Here is an 18347-nt window from a genome sequence, read left to right as displayed (position 1 = left end):
GATGGCAGCAGATGCGCCGGAAAAGAAAGAGGGGCAGATCCCCACCAACCTGCGCCTTCTGGTGCTGCTGGAGGAGGTCGCCCGCCGCGGCGTCGCGGTGAAGCCGGCCGAGATGATCGAGGCGATGGGCCTGCCCAAGCCCACCGTGCACCGGCTGATGCAAACAGCCGAGGCCGAGGGTTTCCTGCAGCGCGACCTCGACGGGCGGGCCTACGGGCCCGGGCCGAGGCTGCGCAAGCTGGCACTTGCTACTATGTCGTCGGAACATTTGAGCACAGCGCGTTTGATCATTCTCAAAGGCGTTGCTGAAGAATTGGGAGAAACATGCAATCTGGCAATCCCGGACCGTGAGGGGATGCTTTATTTGGACCGGGTGGAAACCAAATGGCCACTGCGTATTCAACTGCCAATAGGCACTCAGGTTCCCTTCCATTGCACAGCAAGTGGCAAGATGTATCTATCTACTCTAAAACCAAGCACACGGGTAGCTGTCTTGCGTGCGCGTACTCTCGAAGCGTTAACCGGGCAGACCTGTACGGATCCTGATGCGCTCAGCGCAGAGCTTGAGACGATCGAAAGCCGCGATTATTCCACTGATGATGAGGAATTCATAGCTGGAATGGCCGCCGTTGCTGTTCCAGTCAGGGATGCCCGCAACCGGCTGCTAGCCACACTCTCGGTTCATGCCCCAGTGCAGCGCCGCAGTTTGTCTGAGTTGATGGAGTTTCTGCCGTCCTTGCAAAAAGGAGCCAGAGCTCTTGGGAAATTGATCTGACACGTTTTGGTGCAAAACTCATTAGCCAGTCCGAAACCTGATGTTTCTTGAAGCGGAAGTGAGGTAATTTTCCGGCTTGGCAATTCACCGTGTCATGTTTGGAGGAAAATGCTCCAATCAGACTGTCCTCATTTGGGGCGACAGGGAGCGGTGGTGCCGGAAATGAAACGATCAGGTGAGCCTCGGGCGGACCATTTGGAATTTGCTATTCCGTAAGTGTCAGGTGCACTAACCTATTTTGCGAGTCTTTCTTTATGAAAGAAAAGGCGGCATTGCCAAAGAGTCGCGGGTAACAAGCCTTGTACTGATGCAGATTGTTCTGCCTTCCGACTTGCCTTCAACCATTGCTGTCAGTTCGCACGCTGCCTTGCGTCCCATTTCTCGGTGCGGAACGTGAACGGTGGTCAGGGCTGGGCTAACGATCTCCGCCAGCTCGATATCATCAAAGCCCGTGACGGATACCTGCTCTGGTACCTTAATCCCCAACTTTCGTGCTTCGTGCACGGCCCCTGCAGCCAGTACATCGTTGCCGCATATAACCACTGTTGGGCGAGGCGTCAGGTCCATTAACTGGGCAAAGGCCTCAGCCCCCTTGTCAATTTCATATGCTGTTTCGATCACTTTTAAGTCGCTGGTGTCCAGTCCACCCTCCTCCATTGCCTGCCTGACGCCCTGCAAACGGCCCTGCGCCCGGTCGTTGCCCTGTGTCATGCCCGAGATCATGGCAATCCGCCGGTGGCCGGCCGAAATCACGCTCCGCGCCAGTTCGCACATTGCGTCTGTGTTTCTGAAACCGACAGAGGGCCGCTGTGCCTCGGGATCGTAGGACCAGGCGACCAGTGACGGGATCTGGTGGCGCTCCAGATACTCGTAGATTTCTGCGTCGCGCGCGTGCCCGATCAGCAGCAGCCCGTCGGCGCCGCGGGCCACCAGGGTGCGGATCTGCTCGCGTTCCGCCTCAGGGTCGTAGACCGAACTGGACACCAGGAGCGTATAGCCCTTCTCGTGCAGCTGGTCTTGAAAGGCCTGCAGGCCGCGGGCAAAAATGGCGTTGTCCATGGTCGGAATGATGGCGCCGATGGTGAAGCTGCGTTTGGCTGCCATCACGCGCGCCGCGAAATTCGGCGTGTAGCCCAGTGATTCGACCGCCTGCATCACCCTCTGGCGGGTTGCCTCGATCACCCGATCCGGAGAATTCAGGCAGCGCGACACCGTGGCGGTGGAAACGCCCGCGGCCTTTGCAACATCGTTAAGTGTCGGAGCTGAGCGGGTTTTTCCCATGTGACGTCTGCCATTTCCTTTGCCCCTCGTCATACCACAAAATGCAGCGCTTGCCAGCTATCAATGTAAGCGCTTGCATTATTAATGTAAGCGCTTACAAATGGGATTGGGATAACAAACCGGGAATTTGCGATGTTTCTCTGGGCTGCCGCTGCCGTCTTTGCCGTGTTCTTTGCCAATGTCGCCATGGGTGCGTTTGGCGGCGGCGGCTTCCTGGGCGATGTCGGAGAGATGCTGGTTCTGTTCGCTGCCTCGATCCTGTTCGTGGCGGCCATTCTCAAGCGCGAGGCTGACCACAAGAACAAGAACGGCAGCTGACGGATCTTTAGGGAGGAAGACAATGACGAATGGCAAGGATGGCCTCAAATCTGCTGAGCGCCGCAATTTTCTGAAACTGGCCTCGACCGGCTCTTTCACCGCGGCGCTGGTGGCCGGCGCCGGCGGGGTTCTTTGGTCGTCCGAAGCCGCCGCGCAAACCGCCAAGGAAGAGAAAGAGCGGGAACGTGCAGCGGAGCATATCATGACCGTTGCCACGGCCTATGTGCTGGGCGCGTCGCGCAGCTATCCGATCATGCAGCTGGATCTCAAGGAGAACATCCAAAACGCCACCAATGGCAAGATCTATGTCAAGCTGGCCCCTGGCGGCCAGCTGGGTGCGGGCGGCGCATTGGTGCAGAAGGTGCAGGGCGGAACCATTCAGGCAGCGCAGCATTCGCTGTCGAATTTTGCGCCTTTCGCCTCCACTGTTGACTTGATCAACATGCCCTATCTCTGCGGCTCCAACCAGCGTTTCACCAATCTGGTGACCTCCGATTTCTGGAACGCGGAAGTGCACCCAAAAGTGGAGGCCGCAGGCTTCAAGGCGCTGTTCTATGTCAATATCGACCCCCGCGTCGTGGCGGTGCGCAAGGGCGGCAACGCGGTGATGTCGCCGGGCGACATGGCCGGAGTGAAATTCCGGGTGCCGGGATCCAAGATGCTGCAGCAGTATTACCGCATGGTCGGTGCCAACCCGACGCCGGTGGCCTGGGGCGAGACGCCCTCCGCCATCAAGCAGGGGGTGGCGGATGCGCTCGATCCCTCCGTCGGGGCACTCTATGTCTTTGGCTTCAAGGATATCCTGAGCCATGTGACCTTCACCCAGGCGGTGCCAGACAGTCAGGTCTATTCCTGCAATCTGGAATGGTTCAATTCACTGCCTGCCGACGTGCAGGACGGCGTGATGTGGGGATCGGAAATGACCGCGCATCAGAACCTGTCCAAAGTGCCCTCCGCCCGCGCCTATGCGATGGCGGAACTGACCAAGGCCGGTGTCGAATTCCATGCTCTGAGCGACGATCAACTGGGCGAGTGGCAGGAAGCCGGCGGCTATCAGCGCAGCGAGTGGGATTCCTTCAAGACCGAGCTGGCAGGCTCGATGGACAACTTCGCCAAGCTGGAAGAGGCCGCAGGCACCCAGGGCAAATACTACGTCCACGACGCCTGAGCCTAAGAGGGCGGGAGCGCCTTCATCCAGCCCCCGCATTTTTCAACAGCAGCCTTCGCAACAGCCCGCCGGGCTGGCTGTGGGGGTGTGCCTGAACCCCGGGAATGGCAATGCACATCCTGCGAAACATCGACAAGAACGCAGAACGCTGGCTGCTCCTGGTGTTCTATGTGATGCTGGTCATCACCATGGCGGTCGAGGTGATCCGGCGCGAGCTGTTTGCCTTTTCCTCGATCTGGGGCGAGGAAATCGTCCGCTATTCCTTTATCTACCTGGCTTGGATCGGCGCCGCGGCGGCGGTCAAGGAGCGCGCCCACATCCGTATCGACGTGATCCTGCATTACCTGGGGCCTCGCACCAAGGCGCTGGTCTACATCTTCGGCGACCTGGTGATGTTCATCGTGGCCTTGGTCGCGCTTTACTGGTCGTTCGAGACGGTGCTGGTCTCCGCCAAATTCGGATCGGTCAGCCACGGGCTGCGCATCTCGATGGTGTGGTTCCTGATGGCGGTGCCCGCGGGCTTTGCCCTGATGATCTGGCGCCTGCTGCAATCCTTCCTGCGCGATTACCGCAGCCTTCGCGACGGCACCCCCGTCTTTGAAGGCGACAAGCTGTTTGATTGAGGGGCCTTGAGCGATGCTGTGGAATTCACTCAATCAAACGGTCGAACTGGGCTGGGACTTCTACCTGCCGGTGATCATGTTCGTGGCGCTGATTGCGCTGGCGGTGCCGGTCTGGGCCGCCATCGGCGCGGCGGCGATCACCATGCTGGTGATGTCCGGCGACCTGCCGCTGAGCGCCATCGGCGAAAGCCTGTTCACCGGCATCGACGCCTTTGCGCTGACCGCGGTGCCCTTGTTCATCCTGACCGGCGACGTGCTGGTCCGGACCGGCCTCAGCAAGAAGTTCCTGGATGTGGCCGAGGCGTTGACCTGCTGGACGCGGGGCGGCTTCGGCTCTGCCACGGTGCTGGTCTGCGGCATGTTCGCGGCGATCTCCGGCTCTGACGCCGCCGGTGCTGCCGCCGTGGGCCGGATGACCATCGCGCGGCTGGTCGAAAGCGGCTATCCGCGGCCTTATGCTTGCGCGCTGGTGGCGGCGGGCGCCTGCACCGGCATCCTGATCCCGCCCTCCATCGCCTATATCATCATCGGTCTGGTACTCGGCATTTCCGCATCCACCCTGTTTCTGGCCGCGCTGATCCCGGGTCTGGCGATCCTGGTGTCGATCCTGGTCACCAACATCATCATGAACCGGCTCTATACCTATGAGACCGGCGGCAATATGGGACTGGGCGAGTGGCTGGGCAACCTGGGCCATGCGCTAAAATCCGGCTGGTATGCCTTCATCGTGCCGGGCATCATCTTCTACGGCATCTTCTCAGGCCGCCTGACCCCGACCGAGGCCGGCGCCACCGCGGTCGTCGTCACCATCCTGATGGGCTTCCTGCTCGGCACCCTGAAGCTGTCGGACTTCCCGGCGATGCTGGTCAGCTCTGCCAAGGTGAACGGGGTGATCTTGCCGATCATCGCCTTCTCCGCCCCGCTGGCCGAGGCGCTGGCCATCATGGGCGTGCCGCAGGGTTTCGTGACCGCGGTGACCGGGCTGACCGATGATCCCTCGCTGCTGATCCTCCTGATGATCTGCATCCTGATTGCCGCCGGCTGCGTGATGGAGACGACCCCCAACATCGTGATCCTGGCACCGATCCTGAAGCCCTTGGCGGACAATATCGGAATGAACGAAATCCAGTTCTGCATCATGATGATCACTGCTTTGGGTGTGGGCTTCATCACCCCGCCGCTGGGGCTGAACCTGTTCGTTGTCTCCGGCATCACCGGCGAATCCATCCTCAAGATCGCCGCCCGCGCCGTGCCCTTCGTGCTGACCATGCTGATCGTGGTGCTGCTGATCGCCTATTTCCCGCCGATCTCGACCACGCTGCTTCCTGATATCTACAAGTAGGACCCCCGGAAATGACCCGTGAATACCTGAAAAAAGCCGCCTTGACCCCCAAGTCGGATGCCTCCGAGACTCATAAGATCGTGCACGGCATCTTGGATGATATTGAGGTCGGCGGCGATGCCAAGGCTCTGGAATATGCCGCCAAATTCGACCGGTACGAAGGCAATGTGCTGCTGACGGCCGAGGAGATCGAGGCCGCCTGTGCGCAAGTGCCGGAGAAGCTGAAGGCCGACATCCGGTTCGCCCACGACAATGTGCGCCGCTTTGCTGAGCTGCAGAAAAGCACAATGCAGAATGTGGAGACCGAAATCTCTCCCGGGTTTGTCACCGGGCAGAAGGTGATCCCGGTGGATGCGGCGGGTTGCTATGTGCCGGGTGGCCGCTACAGCCATATCGCCAGCGCCATCATGACCGTGACCACCGCCAAGGTGGCCGGCTGCAATCACATCACCGCCTGCTCGCCGCCGCGCCCGGGCGTGGGTGTGGCTCCTGCGATCATCTATGCGGCGCACATCTGCGGCGCCGACAAGATCATGGCGATGGGCGGCGTGCAGGGGGTTGCTGCGATGACCTTCGGCCTCTTTGGCCTGCCCAAGGCCAACATCCTGGTCGGCCCCGGCAACCAGTTCGTGGCCGAAGCCAAGCGCATCCTGTTCGGCCGTGTCGGCATCGACATGATCGCAGGCCCCACCGACAGCCTGATCCTGGCCGACAGCACCGCGGATGCCCATATCGTCGCCACCGATCTGGTGAGCCAGGCAGAGCATGGCTACAACTCTCCGGTCTGGCTGGTGACGGACAACCGCGCCCTGGCAGAAGAAGTAATGCGGCTAGTGCCCGGCTACATCGACGATCTGCCCGAGGTGAACCGCGAGAACGCCACCGCGGCCTGGCGCGACTATGCCGAGGTGATCCTTTGTGCGGACCGCGAGGATATGGCCGCCTGTTCCGACGAATACGCGCCCGAGCACCTGACCGTGCAGGCAGAGGACCTGGACTGGTGGCTGGAGCAACTGACCTGCTACGGTTCGCTGTTCCTGGGCGAGGAGACCACGGTCTCTTACGGAGACAAGGCGGCGGGCACCAACCACGTGCTGCCGACCTCGCGCGCGGCCAGCTATACCGGCGGTCTCAGTGTCCACAAATACATGAAAATCGTCACCTGGCAGCGCGCTACCCGCGAGGGCTCCAAGCCGGTGGCAGAGGCCACGGCCCGGATTGCCCGGCTGGAGGGGATGGAGGGCCACGCCCGCGCGGCCGACGTGCGGCTGGCCAAGTATTTCCCGGATGAAACCTTTGACCTGACCGCCAATGGCTGACCCGCGAACCCTGTTCGATCTGGCAGGCCGGACCGCTTGCATCACCGGCGCCAGCTCTGGTCTGGGCCGGCGGGCAGCGGTCGCGCTGGCCGCAGCCGGGGCGCAGGTGGTGGCGGTGGCGCGGCGGGCGGAGGCTTTGGAGAGCCTCTGCGCGGAGATCGGGCCAGCGGCCGCATATGCGGCCGCGGATGTGGCGGACCGCAGCAAGCTGGGAGCGCTGCGGCAGGCGGTCTCCGCCCCCTTCGGGGCGCCGGACATCCTGGTGCATGCGGCGGGTGTCAACCCGCGGCAGACCGCGGATGAGGTGACAGCGGGGGGCTGGGATCAGACCCTGGCGCTGAACCTCTCGGCGCCCTTCTTCCTGAGCCAAGCGCTGGTGCCGGCGATGAAGGAGCGGGGCTGGGGACGGATCGTCAATTTCGCCTCTCTCCAGACCACCCGCGCCTTTCCCGGCGGCATCGCCTATGGCGCCAGCAAGGGCGGGATCGGCCAGCTGACTCGCGCCATGGCAGAGGCCTGGTCGCCCCATGGCATCACAGCCAACGCAATCGGTCCGGGGTTCTTCCCGACCGAGCTGACCCAGGCGGTGTTCGGGGATGACGCCCGCGCCGCCCGCAATGCCGCGCAGACCTGCATCGGCCGAAACGGCCGGCTGGAGGATCTCGACGGGCCGCTTCTGTTCCTGTGCTCGGAGGCCTCGGCCTATGTCACCGGGCAAATCCTGATGGTTGACGGGGGGTTCACGGCGAAATGAAAGCCTTGGTTTATGAAGGGGTTGAGACGCTGGCGTTCCGCGACGTGCCGATGGCCGCGGGCCGCGACGGCGAGCATCTGATCCGCATCCGCGCCTCCGGCATCTGCGGGTCGGACATGCACGCCTACCTGGGCCACGACAACCGCAGGCCTGCGCCGCTGATCCTGGGGCATGAAGCCGCGGGGGTGATCGAGAACGGACCGCAGGCGGGCCGCCGGGTGACGATCAATCCTCTGGTGACCTGCGGCAGCTGCGCTGCCTGCGCGTCGGGGCGCGAAAACCTCTGCGCCAGCCGCCAGATCATCTCCATGCCCCCGCGCGAGGGCGCCTTTGCCCAGTTCGTGGCGATGCCGGAGCGCAACCTTGTGACCGTGCCGGAGGCGGTGCCTCTGGAAAAGGCCGCTCTGGCCGAACCGCTGGCGGTCAGCTGGCACGCCGCCCGGCTGGCGCTGGAGGCGCTGCATCCAAGCACAGAACGCCGCGCGCTGGTGATCGGCGGCGGCGCCATCGGCCTCGCATCAGCATTGGCGCTCAGGGCGATGGGGGTGGCGGAGGTGACCATCCAGGAGCCGAACGAAGCGCGCCGGGCCTTCCTGACGGACCGCTGCGGGCAAAAGGTGGTGGCGGAGTTTCAGGGCATGACGACGCTGGTGGTGGACGCCGTGGGCTATGCCGCCACCCGCGCCGCAGCCTCAGCAACTGCCGCGCCCGGCGGGGTGATTGCCCATGTCGGACTGGGCGAGGACGCGGGCGGCCTGGAAATCCGCCGCATGACGCTGCAGGAAATCACGTTCATCGGCACCTACACCTATACCGCGCAGGATTTCCGCGACACCGCGCAGGCAATCTTCGACGGCCGTCTCGGCCCGATAGACTGGACTGAGCAGCGGCCACTGTCGGACGGCGCAGCTGCCTTCCGCGACCTGCGGTCCGGCGCGGTGGCGGCACCCAAGATCATCCTCGACCCCTGGGCATGAGCCCGCGCACGGAGCAAACGGAGAGCAACCATGTATGACAAAATCCTGGTTCCCATGGCCCTGGATCACGGGGTCTCTGAGACCACGCTGAAGGCCGCCACCACCCTGTGCAATCCGGGCGGGCAGATCACCGCGCTGCATGTCTATGAGGCGGTGCACAGTTCGGTCACCGCCTACCTGGATGAAGACACCGTGCGCGAAGGCTTCGACAAGGCCCGCCAGTTGCTCGCGGCCAAGACCGCAGGCCTGGACAATGTGACGGCGGAAATCGTCAAAGGCCGGTCCTATCGCGCCATTGTCGAATACGCAGAGCAGCACGGCATGGACTGCATCGTTGTCGGCTCCCACAAACCGGGGCTTAGCGACTTTTTCCTCGGCTCGACAGCCGCCCGCGTGGTCCGCCACGCACCTTGCGCGGTGCATGTCTGCCGCACTTCCTGACTCAGAAACACGACCTCCGAAGCAAAGGCTACCCACCATGAACATAGACAAGAGGATCGCTGACGATCTGGCCGCCAACGGCGTCTCCTTCGTCACGACCGTGCCCTGCAAGCAACTGGCCGGCGTGATCGAGGAGATCGACCAGCGCGACGACATCTTTCACATCCCCTCCAACAAGGAGGACGAGGGCATGGGGCTCTGCGCCGGCGCCTGGATGGGCGGCAAGCGTCCCGCCATCATCATGCAGAACACCGCCATCGGGGTCACCATCAACACGCTGGCAACGCTGATCCAATACTACCGGATGCCGTTGCCGATGCTGATTTCCTACCGCGGCGAGCTGCGCGAGCCGGTGGCCTGCCAGGTTGAAATGGCGGTGCATACCAAGGCGCTGCTGGCCCAGCTCAATATCCCGGCCTACCACTTCCACTGGCAGAAAGATGTCGAGGAGCTGGACAACATCCTGAAATACACCTTCATGTGCAACAAGCCCGTTGCCATCCTGACCGACGCCAACTTCTGGGGAGGCTATGGCGACCAATGATCCGTTCCGAAATCCTGAAAGAGATCGCGCCCATCCTGCGGGACCAGCTGGTGGTCTGTAACATCGGCATTCCCAGCCAGGAGCTGCACGCGATCGACGACCAGCCGACAAATTTCTATATGCTGGGCACCATGGGGCTGGCTTCCTCCATCGGGTTGGGGCTGGCGCTGGCGCAGCCGAAACCGGTGATCGTGATCGACGGTGACGGCTCGATCCTCACCAATCTCGGCACCCTGCCCACCATCGGCAACAATGCCCCCGGCAATTACATCCTGATGATCATCGACAACGGCTCCTATGGCTCCACCGGTGATCAGCCAACCTATACCAGCCAGCGCACCGATCTGGCGGGCATGGCCCGCGCCGCTGGCTGCGCCCGGGTGGTGGAGGTGCAGGACAAGGACACCGGGCCGGCGCTGGAGGAAGCGCTCGCCAGCGGTGAAGCCACCGTGCTGGTGGTCAAATGCGACAGCGGCAACGCCAAGATGCCGGTGATCACGATGGACCCAGTGGTGATCCGCGACCGCTTCATGAAGGCCGTGGCCGGCTGATGGGCGCAGGCGCCATCCATTCCGCCGAGGATGCCCGGCGCCTGGCCCGGCGGCGGCTGCCCTGGATGGTGTTTGACTATATCGACGGCGCCGCCGGACAGGAAACCGGGGCGGCGCGCAACCGCGCTGCCCTGGACGCCATCACCCTGCGGCCCCGTATCCTGCGCGATGTCAGCCAGCGCTCGCTGGCCACCCGGGTTTTCGGTGCCGAGGCGGACCGGCCCTTCGGCATTGCCCCCATGGGCATGTGCAACCTGTCGGCCCCCGGGGCCGACCTGATGCTGGCCCGGCTGGCGGCGCGCTACCGTGTGCCGCATGGGGTTTCCACCGTCGCCTCGACTCCTTTGGAGACCATCCTGGCGGCGTCAGAGGGCTATGCCTGGTTCCAGCTCTATTTCAGCGGCGACGGCACTGGCACCTTCAAGCTGGCCGAGCGCGCCCGCGCGGCCGGCTATCAGACGCTGGTGCTCACGGTCGATGTGCCCGAGGTCGGCCGCCGCCCGCGCGAGCTGCGCCACGGCTTCAAGATGCCGTTCCGCATCGGCCCGCGGCAGTTCATTGATTTTGCCCTGCATCCGCGCTGGTCTCTGACCACTTTGATGAAAGGTAAGCCAGTGATGGCGAATTTCGAGATGGAGGGCTACGAATTCGACCGAACCGAAAGCCGGGCGCGCGCCACTTGGGACACACTGGCGCGGCTGCGCGATCTCTGGCCCGGCAAGCTGGTGGTGAAGGGCGTGCTCGACGTAGAAGATGCCCGCACGCTGGTCGCTGCAGGCGTTGATGCCATCCAGGTTTCCAGCCATGGCGCGCGCCAATTGGAAGCAACTCCGGCACCGATAGAGATGCTCAGGAAAATACGTGCGGCGGTGGGTCCGGAGGCCCCAGTTTTCTATGACAGCGGCCTCCGGTCAGGCGAGGATGTTCTCAAAGCTCTTACAGTGGGTGCGGACTTCGTCTTTATCGGCCGGATTCTGCAATACGCGATAGCGGCTGCTGGTGAGCCGGGGCTGGAACAACTTTGGAATGCCCTTAGCGAAGAATTGAGCATTGCCATGGCGCAAACCGGAAGAACTTCAATCGTTGGTGACGGTCTGCGAAAGTAAGAGGGGTACTGCTCATTCCAAACTCCGCTGCACTTCTAGAGATAACAACTAGCTTGATGTGCAGGACATTTCCGCGGTTTCAGCCCTGATCGGCTGGAAGGAGCTCTTGACCGCCGCCGGGAAAATACCGGCCACAGGAGGCGGTTACAAACAGCTGCTGGTGCATGCGGGCCCTTTCGCGGCCTTCTGTCAACACACGATATGAAACTCATGGATAAGCAAAACTAATGGGGCATTTGCTGCTTCGGCGACTGAATTTGGAAAAAGAGCACAAATTACGTTAGCGCTTGCAGCAACCAAATTTTGCGAGTCTGCCGGTTCCACCAAGTCAGAGCCGGATTGCCACACTGGCGTGAACCCCCACTCATCCGCGCGCGGTATCTGGCTTAAACTGGTATGAAAGGTGCCCAAACTGTCAATCTGTGTTTTAGCTGGCGCTGAAGACTAGTCTTCATTGCGCCAGCAGAATCCAAGACAGCGAAGCAGCAGCAAACAGATTGCTTTAAACGTCTAGAATACAACGTTGTTTGCAGCACCTGCCCAATGGACTTAGCTTGTGCATGACTAACGGAGCATTTATTGCTCCGTTGCCAATACGGACCTGGACTGAGCACCTCTCTCCACTAAGCTTAATCAGGCCTTCAGCGTTTCGGTGGACGAAAAGAACATCGCCTGGCTCACTGCCGAACGCACCTGCTCCTCAGTATAAGGTTTTGAAATCAAGAACGCCGGTTCCGGCCCCTCACCTGTCAGCAGGCGTTCAGGATAGGCCGTGATGAAAATCACTGGCCGTTCGCCATGAGTTGCCAGGATCCCATTCACCGCGTCGATGCCGCTGGAGTTGTCTGCCAGCTGGATGTCAGACAGGATGAGGTCCGCCGAAACCTGTGCGGCCACCTCCTTCGCGCGGGTTCCTGTGCGGGCGATACCCGTCACGCTATGGCCCATTCCGGTCACGATCGCTTCGAGATCCATTGCAATAACCGCCTCATCTTCGATGATCATAACCTGGCCAGAGGTGGCGCGAGCCATTTCCTCGTAAGCAATTGAAATCAGTTCAGAGGCTTCTTTTTCACTCACGCCCATGATTCTGCCGGTATCTTTTGCGCTGAACTCTTCGATGGTGTGAAGCAGAAGCGCTTCTCGGGTGTTCGGTGTAAGCCGCCGCAAGTGTTTCTGTGCCTTGGCTGCCAGACTGGGCTCGTCTTCATTTTCCGCGGCGGGAGCTCCTGAAGAGGACCAGATAGCATGAAAGACGCGGAACAACGCTAATTTGGGAGACAGCGTGCTGTCATAATCTTCTTCGCCAGCAAGAATGCCTTCGAGCGTCGCCAGCGCATACTTGTCACCGGTGTCCTGACTGCCGGTCAGCGCCCTGGCATAGCGGCGCAAATAGGGCAGGTTAGCGCCGATCTGACTGGCGATCAGTTCTCCCGATTGAGCGGTCATTTTGCGTAGTCCCTTTTTTTACAATAGATATGGAACCAAACGCGCCTCAAAGCGTTTAGTTCCAAAAGCTGCGCAGAAAACTGTTGGATTGCATGAAACGACCACAACACGCCCGGCCGCGCAACGAACAGGCCGACCGCGAAATTGATGAGAACCTTAAGCGAGCCTTTGATCAGATCGCAAGTGAGCCTGTGCCCGACAGGTTTACTGATCTTTTGAAGAAACTGAAGGAAAAGGAAGCGCTCGAGGCGCACAATCCACATCAGCTGGAAGAGAAATCTTCCGATGACTGAGGCCGCGCCAGATCCCAGAGATGAGTTGGTCAACCACTTGGGTGCACTGCGCGCCTTTGCCATCAGTCTTGCCCGCAATAGCGCCACTGCCGATGACCTGGTGCAAGACACTGTCGTCAAGGCCTGGGCTAATATCGAGAAGTTTAATCCCGGCTCGAACATGCGGGCCTGGCTATTCACCATTTTGCGCAATACTTATTATTCTTTTAACCGCAAACGCAAATCCGAAGTGGAGGACGCTGATGGTGTGCTCACTGGTGCCCTTGCCCAGAAACCCGATCATGACGGGCGGCTCCACATGCAGGACTTCAACGCGGCATTTGAGCACTTAAGTGACGAGCAGCGTGAAGCCTTGGTTCTGGTTGGCGCGGGAGGTTTTTCCTATGACGAAGCCGCAGAGATGTGCGGCGTGAAGACAGGAACGATCAAGAGCCGTGTGAACCGTGCGCGTGCCCGTCTAACGGAGCTGATGGGTCTGGAAGGCGAAGACAAAATGGAACTGACTGATACTGTCACAGCTGGGATCGTTGCCCAGCAAAGCGCCGCATGATCGCAGGGTCACGGCTTCAAGGGAGCCTTCTTACACGGCTGGCCGCGCTGATGACGTTTGCGCTGCTGCCGCTGGGCCTGATTGCGCTGTACCAGACCAACGCCGTGGTCGAGGAAGCCAACCGGTTGTCCCATGCGTCTTTGCTGGCACATACCCAGCAAGCCGCAGCCAAGGAACGCGAACTGCTACAGCGGGCTGGCGGCGCCACTGAGGGGTTGGCTGCCGCGATCCTGCCTATTTACGGCGAGGGCGACCGCTGCACAGACTTGATGACGGCATTTGTTCAAGGCCAGAATCCCTTCACCTTTGCAGCTTTCATCACCCCTGGGGGGAAAATGGAATGCTCATCAGATGGCAGCACGGCGGATGTGTCCGAGAAGTGGATGTTTCTCAAGAGCCAGCAAGCCGCGCGCCTCTCGTTTGCAGTGGGAGACGGGATACTCGGCGCTGGTGGCCCCCAACTGGTAGCAACCAGCCCGGTGCAACGCGCCGGCACCCTTCTAGGATATATCTCCATCGCAATTCCGCACCAGTTGACCAAATCGCTGGCTGGCACCAGATGGGCCGAGCAGGGCATCCGGTTTGTCACCCTGGACGCGCAAGGGGAGATCCTGTCCGCAAGCGTACCGGAGCAGGAGGCCGCACAGGCGTTGCCGGTTTCGGTCCCGCGACGGGAACTGCTGCAGCGCGCCGGCAGCACATTCTTTGAAGATTCGCGTTCCGGCCAGGAGCGTTTTTTTGCCGTGAGCCAAATCCTTCCCGGCCAAGTAGCAGTTGTCGGCAGCTGGCCAGTGGAGAATGCCTTGTCCGTGAGCACCAGCCCGACCTCCTGGATGACCCTGGCCTTCCCGGTGCTGATGTGGATTGCTGGGATATCAGTCGCTGTCCTAGGCTTGCAGCAGATGGTGATCCGCCATCTTAACGCATTGCGAAGAGCAATGCGCCGCTATGCGCTGGGGGAGCGAGAGAACACAACCCTTGAACTCAATTCGCCCCCACGGGAGTTTGGGGAGGCGCAGCAATCCTTCAATCGCATGGTGGCGATCCTGAGTGAAGCAGAAAGGCGGCGCGAGCTTGATCTGGAAGAAAAAACAATGTTGCTGCGCGAGGTGCATCATCGTGTGAAGAACAACCTGCAGCTGGTGGCATCCATCATGAACATGCAAGGCCGGAACGCCCAAACACCGGAGGCCCGGCGGATGCTGTCACAGCTGCAGAGGCGGGTGCGCGGTTTGGCCACCATCCATCGCAGTCTTAACACCAATCCGGACGTTTCCACCGTAGACAGCCGCGAACTTATCAACGAGCTGATAGAAGAGATCGGCACCATGAGTTCTGGCACCGGACAGGATGTAGCAATCGAGACCGACGTTGCGCAAAGACCGCTCAGCCAGGATCAGGCGGTAACCCTTTCGATGCTCGTCTCGGAGGCAATGACCAATGCTGTGAAATACACCGGCGTACCGGAGGGCGGACGGCCGGCAATCAGTGTCAGCCTGCGCGAAACGGCAGAAAACTGGCTGGAGCTTGAGGTGACCAATACCAAGGGGCAACCGATGCTGGACCCTGACGAGGAAATCGGGGGCACCGGTATCGGCGCACGCCTGATGGCAGCCTTTGCCACACAGCTTGATGGTGATGCCACCACCCATGAAACAGAGAGCAGGTATACATACCGTCTGGGGTTCCCCGCCGTTGCAGGGGCATCACCGCCAGAGGCCTCAATGACGGAGCAGGAGCAAGATGCAAAAGAACCCGCCGCATGAACACCGCCGCGGGGATTTTGAGGTACTGATCACCGCCGAGCAGGCCTGGCCCGCCTTCGAACGGGCAGTACTGAAAGCCCGCAAGGAGATCATTGCCAGCTTCCGCTTGTTCGATTTTGCCACGCCTCTTCTTTCTCCGGAAACATTGCAATTCGGGGAAACCTGGGCAGATCTCATTTCCGATGCGCTTCGGCGCGGTGTCCGTGTCAGGCTGGTGGTAAGCGATTTTGATCCGGTCATGGCCACTCCGCTGCATGCAGCTGCACAGAAGACATTGAAGCAAGCACAGCAAATTGCTGACTCTCTCGGGCCTGAGCAGGCGGCCCTGCTCTCGGTCTCCGCCGCGATGCATCCCGCGCGAGCAGGGCTGTTGCCGCGGATAGCCTTTTCACCTTTCGTTTTGCAAAAACTGCGCAACCTGCCCAAACGATTGCGGCCCCAAGCGGCCAGCCGTCAGGGGTTGCCGCAGCTTCACCCGGTTTCTCAACACCAAAAAATTGCGGTGATCGACCGTAAAATCCTTTACATCGGCGGCTTGGATTTGAACCGGCGCCGGTTCGACACTCAGAAGCACGACCAACCAGCGCACGAAACATGGGCTGATGTGCAGCTGATGGTGCGTGGGCCAGAAGCCGCTGAGGCAGCAAACCATCTTGAGCAGTTCCAGGAGGAAATCGCCCTGCGCAAGCGCCCCTCCGAAGGCAAACACATCCGTCGAACGCTTTCTGTGCCGCGCCGCGGCGGGTTTTGGGCGTTGTCGCCACGGACGGTCCTGAAAGAAATTGAGGACGATCACTTAGAGGCCTTCGCACAGGCCCGGCATCTGGTCTACCTGGAAACCCAATACCTGCGCTCCAGCGTAATTGCCCGCGGGCTGGCCGATGCGGCGCGCCGCAACCCGGATTTGTCCTTGATCCTGATTTTGCCTGCGCTGCCCGAGGAGGTTGCTTTTGAGGGCAGCCGTGAATTGGATGCGCGTTATGGCATGGCATTGCAGGCCGAAGCACTGCAGGAGATCAGCACAGCCTTTGGCACACGCGCCTGTATTGCCAGCCCGGTTCAGCCGCGCATGGCGGCCCGCGATGCGCCCTCTGTATTGACGGGATCCCCCATGATCTATCTCCACAGCAAGGTATTAATCACTGACGGGTGCTTTGCTATGGTTGGTTCAGCCAATTTGAATGGGCGCTCAATGCGATGGGATACCGAAGCGGCTCTGCGGATACCGCAGAAGGACAGGGTCAGACAGCTGTGGCATGCGCTGGCGCGGCACTGGTGGCAAGAGGATCTGCCGCTTGAAGCGCTGAACCCGGCAACAGCAGCTCCATGGTGGCAAAATGAGATCCGCCGCAACAACGTGCGGCGCCCGGAAGCGCGCCGCGGTCTACTAGTGTTGCATGATCAGGACAGGATGTCGGATTTGCAGCAACCTTTGCCCGGGGCGACCGAAGACATCGTTTGAACCGCCAGCAGTCAGGATGGCCCGCAGGTGCTTTGCTGCGGACGAAAAAATGGCCCGGCACCCAAATGAGCCGAGCCATTCAGTTTTGGAAGAGCAAGTAAGGCTTTACTGCGCTTCCTGAGATTCTTCGGTGATCTCATTGCCGAGGTTCGAAACATCCCTGCCGAAGCCCTCGGCAGTTTCACATGCGGCCAGACCGACCAGCGCAAAGAACGCGAGAATGATGCGCATAACGTTTTCCTTATTTCAGTTTGGATGCCACGTTACCGGCAAAGGCACCGATGATGGCGGAATAGAACGCTTCGCTGTCAACGGTAACAGTCGCAGGATCGGTGCCCTCAGGGTAGTAGGCATTAAGCTGATCCGCGGAGACCGTGAGATCGTATCGCATGTCCTTGGATGCATCAGGCATGTCGATATCCACATCGCCCTTCAGCACCCATTCGCCGACACCAAGCGCCTGTTCGAAGTTGCTGGCCAGCAGAACCGAGTCAATCTCGACATGAATTTCCGCGCCCTCAGTATCAGCATCCGCGATCTGTCCGATCAGACGCTCAGCGAGCGCCGTCTCCAGGTCGGTTTCCAGGCTGGTCCAAACTGCGGCGGCTGAGTGGTTTTCGATCGCGCTCAGATCTGCTGTTACGTCGATTTCGGAGACTTTGGGGCCGGCCACAGCTGCCGTCGCCATGGCCGAAACGAGGGCGGCGGTTCGGATCAGTTGAGTCATCTTATTGCTCCTTACATTTCTGCCCCGAATGGGGATGCAACGGAGAAACGCACGAGCTTCTTGAACGGTTCCTAAATTGATTGGCTAAAGTTGGAAACGCTCAGGTTCGCTCCTGATTACCACTGAAGAACAAGTGTTGAAATTTGGAAGACGAAGCATGGATGCGCGATTGCGGTCTGTGGAAAAGCCCCCGAATTGTTTCCTGGCAGCTCACCCGAAGATATGCCAGGCTAGGGAACTCTTTGCCGGTTCAAGTGTTTGTCGTGCAGATCCCTGCAGCCGCGCAGGGAAAAGCAGTGGTGCCGGGAGGGTAGGCAGAGTGGACTTTTTCGCGAGCGCAGCAAGCCATTCAACACAGCTGGACTGGGCATTGCGATTGACCGTTGCCCTGGCCGGCGGCGCACTGCTGGGACTGGACAGGGAATTGCGCCACCGCAGGGTAGGCATCCGCACTTACATGATGGTTTCACTTGGTGCAGCGGCTTTCATCATCGTAGGTCTGGAATTTGGCCGTCAGATGCAGGCCGAGGGCCTGTCTTCAGATCCGACCCGCGTGACCCAGGGCTTGATGGGTGCGATAGGCTTCATTGGCGCAGGGGCGATCATCAAGGGCGACAAACGTGTCGGCGGTATCACCACGGCTGCCAGCATCTGGGTTTCTGGAGCGGTTGGAATGGCAGCAGGGCTCGGCTTCACAGTGATGGCCTTTCTTACTGCAGGGTTGGCAGCACTGCTTTTGTCCGTCAGCCGCTTGATGGCACACCGTGGCGCAGATGACCGGCCCGACATGAACTAACTTTCCGGGTCAGATGATGACAGCGACGCGCCAACTGATTTCTGCATGAGGTGAGCAATTGTCCGGGCTAATCCTCTTTTCAGCATCGCAGGAACCATTTCGCTG

General features: G+C 60.6%; 21 protein-coding genes. 17 read left to right on the top strand and 4 right to left on the bottom strand.

Annotated elements, in window-relative coordinates:
- Window position 1: 1 nt before the first annotated feature.
- Window positions 2-775, top strand: coding sequence for an IclR family transcriptional regulator (locus RA21_RS08955; RefSeq protein WP_019296367.1), 774 nt, complete (start codon window positions 2-4; stop codon window positions 773-775).
- Window positions 776-1027: 252 nt separating this feature from the next.
- Here the strand turns inward: RA21_RS08955 and RA21_RS08950 are convergent, their stop codons facing one another.
- Window positions 1028-2056: a LacI family DNA-binding transcriptional regulator gene (locus RA21_RS08950; RefSeq protein WP_039147954.1), complete on the bottom strand. Its 1029-nt coding sequence runs from the start codon at window positions 2054-2056 to the stop codon at window positions 1028-1030.
- A gap of 132 nt (window positions 2057-2188) precedes the next feature.
- Between RA21_RS08950 and RA21_RS08945 the strand changes: the two genes are divergently transcribed.
- From RA21_RS08945 to RA21_RS08895, 11 genes are all read left to right on the top strand, one after another.
- A complete protein-coding gene (locus RA21_RS08945) occupies window positions 2189-2374 on the top strand; it encodes a hypothetical protein (protein ID WP_019296365.1) in 186 nt (61 codons plus the stop codon).
- A 22-nt stretch (window positions 2375-2396) separates the two neighbouring features.
- The gene (locus RA21_RS08940) at window positions 2397-3542 is read left to right on the top strand and encodes a TRAP transporter substrate-binding protein (RefSeq protein WP_039147951.1); all 1146 of its coding nucleotides are present in this window, start codon (window positions 2397-2399) and stop codon (window positions 3540-3542) included.
- Window positions 3543-3652: 110 nt separating this feature from the next.
- Window positions 3653-4165 carry a TRAP transporter small permease gene (locus tag RA21_RS08935; protein ID WP_039148163.1) on the top strand — a complete coding sequence of 171 codons (513 nt, stop codon included), beginning with the start codon at window positions 3653-3655 and terminating at the stop codon, window positions 4163-4165.
- A gap of 13 nt (window positions 4166-4178) precedes the next feature.
- Window positions 4179-5507 (top strand): TRAP transporter large permease, encoded by a 1329-nt coding sequence (locus RA21_RS08930; RefSeq protein ID WP_019296362.1) that lies wholly within the window; start codon window positions 4179-4181, stop codon window positions 5505-5507.
- An 11-nt stretch (window positions 5508-5518) separates the two neighbouring features.
- Window positions 5519-6826, top strand: coding sequence for a histidinol dehydrogenase (gene hisD / locus RA21_RS08925; protein WP_039147948.1), 1308 nt, complete (start codon window positions 5519-5521; stop codon window positions 6824-6826).
- On the top strand, window positions 6819-7580 hold the full coding sequence (locus tag RA21_RS08920) for an SDR family NAD(P)-dependent oxidoreductase (protein WP_039147945.1): 762 nt from the start codon (window positions 6819-6821) through the stop codon (window positions 7578-7580). Before hisD ends, RA21_RS08920 begins: the two co-directional genes overlap by 8 nt.
- Window positions 7577-8557, top strand: coding sequence for a zinc-dependent alcohol dehydrogenase (locus tag RA21_RS08915; RefSeq protein ID WP_039147942.1), 981 nt, complete (start codon window positions 7577-7579; stop codon window positions 8555-8557). The genes RA21_RS08920 and RA21_RS08915 overlap by 4 nt, the downstream gene beginning before the upstream one ends.
- 30 nt (window positions 8558-8587) lie before the next feature.
- Window positions 8588-8998 (top strand): universal stress protein, encoded by a 411-nt coding sequence (locus RA21_RS08910; RefSeq protein ID WP_039147939.1) that lies wholly within the window; start codon window positions 8588-8590, stop codon window positions 8996-8998.
- 37 nt (window positions 8999-9035) lie between these two features.
- Window positions 9036-9542, top strand: a complete 507-nt coding sequence (comD, locus tag RA21_RS08905; RefSeq protein WP_019296357.1) for a sulfopyruvate decarboxylase subunit alpha — start codon at window positions 9036-9038, stop codon at window positions 9540-9542.
- Window positions 9539-10093: a sulfopyruvate decarboxylase subunit beta gene (gene comE / locus RA21_RS08900; protein WP_019296356.1), complete on the top strand. Its 555-nt coding sequence runs from the start codon at window positions 9539-9541 to the stop codon at window positions 10091-10093. The genes comD and comE overlap by 4 nt, the downstream gene beginning before the upstream one ends.
- The gene (locus tag RA21_RS08895; RefSeq protein WP_019296355.1) at window positions 10093-11199 is read left to right on the top strand and encodes an alpha-hydroxy acid oxidase; all 1107 of its coding nucleotides are present in this window, start codon (window positions 10093-10095) and stop codon (window positions 11197-11199) included. The genes comE and RA21_RS08895 overlap by 1 nt, the downstream gene beginning before the upstream one ends.
- Before the next feature lie 633 nt (window positions 11200-11832).
- Here the strand turns inward: RA21_RS08895 and RA21_RS08890 are convergent.
- Window positions 11833-12648, bottom strand: coding sequence for a response regulator (locus tag RA21_RS08890; protein WP_039147935.1), 816 nt, complete (start codon window positions 12646-12648; stop codon window positions 11833-11835).
- Between the two features lie 92 nt (window positions 12649-12740).
- Between RA21_RS08890 and RA21_RS22275 the strand changes: the two genes are divergently transcribed.
- The 4 genes from RA21_RS22275 to RA21_RS08870 are packed head-to-tail and all read left to right on the top strand — an operon-like array spanning window position 12741 to window position 16719.
- Window positions 12741-12941: a NepR family anti-sigma factor gene (locus RA21_RS22275; protein ID WP_082008917.1), complete on the top strand. Its 201-nt coding sequence runs from the start codon at window positions 12741-12743 to the stop codon at window positions 12939-12941.
- A complete protein-coding gene (locus RA21_RS08880) occupies window positions 12934-13491 on the top strand; it encodes an RNA polymerase sigma factor (RefSeq protein WP_019296352.1) in 558 nt (185 codons plus the stop codon). Before RA21_RS22275 ends, RA21_RS08880 begins: the two co-directional genes overlap by 8 nt.
- 50 nt (window positions 13492-13541) lie before the next feature.
- Complete coding sequence (locus RA21_RS08875) at window positions 13542-15257, top strand: sensor histidine kinase (protein ID WP_241483493.1); 1716 nt, start codon at window positions 13542-13544, stop codon at window positions 15255-15257.
- Window positions 15235-16719, top strand: coding sequence for a phospholipase D-like domain-containing protein (locus RA21_RS08870; RefSeq protein ID WP_019296350.1), 1485 nt, complete (start codon window positions 15235-15237; stop codon window positions 16717-16719). Before RA21_RS08875 ends, RA21_RS08870 begins: the two co-directional genes overlap by 23 nt.
- Before the next feature lie 105 nt (window positions 16720-16824).
- On the opposite strand, the gene RA21_RS08865 is transcribed toward RA21_RS08870, so the two are convergent.
- Window positions 16825-16950, bottom strand: a complete 126-nt coding sequence (locus RA21_RS08865) for an entericidin A/B family lipoprotein (RefSeq protein ID WP_019296349.1) — start codon at window positions 16948-16950, stop codon at window positions 16825-16827.
- A gap of 10 nt (window positions 16951-16960) precedes the next feature.
- Window positions 16961-17446 (bottom strand): hypothetical protein, encoded by a 486-nt coding sequence (locus tag RA21_RS08860; protein WP_039147930.1) that lies wholly within the window; start codon window positions 17444-17446, stop codon window positions 16961-16963.
- Between the two features lie 157 nt (window positions 17447-17603).
- Between RA21_RS08860 and RA21_RS08855 the strand changes: the two genes are divergently transcribed.
- Window positions 17604-18242, top strand: coding sequence for an MgtC/SapB family protein (locus tag RA21_RS08855; RefSeq protein ID WP_082008916.1), 639 nt, complete (start codon window positions 17604-17606; stop codon window positions 18240-18242).
- Window positions 18243-18347: the final 105 nt, after the last annotated feature.

The organism is Leisingera sp. ANG-DT (genome assembly GCF_000813785.1).
In the GTDB taxonomy this organism is placed as follows: domain Bacteria; phylum Pseudomonadota; class Alphaproteobacteria; order Rhodobacterales; family Rhodobacteraceae; genus Leisingera.
The sequence above is the reverse complement of the archived record's forward strand: the minus strand, read 5'-3'. Positions and strand labels throughout refer to the sequence as shown.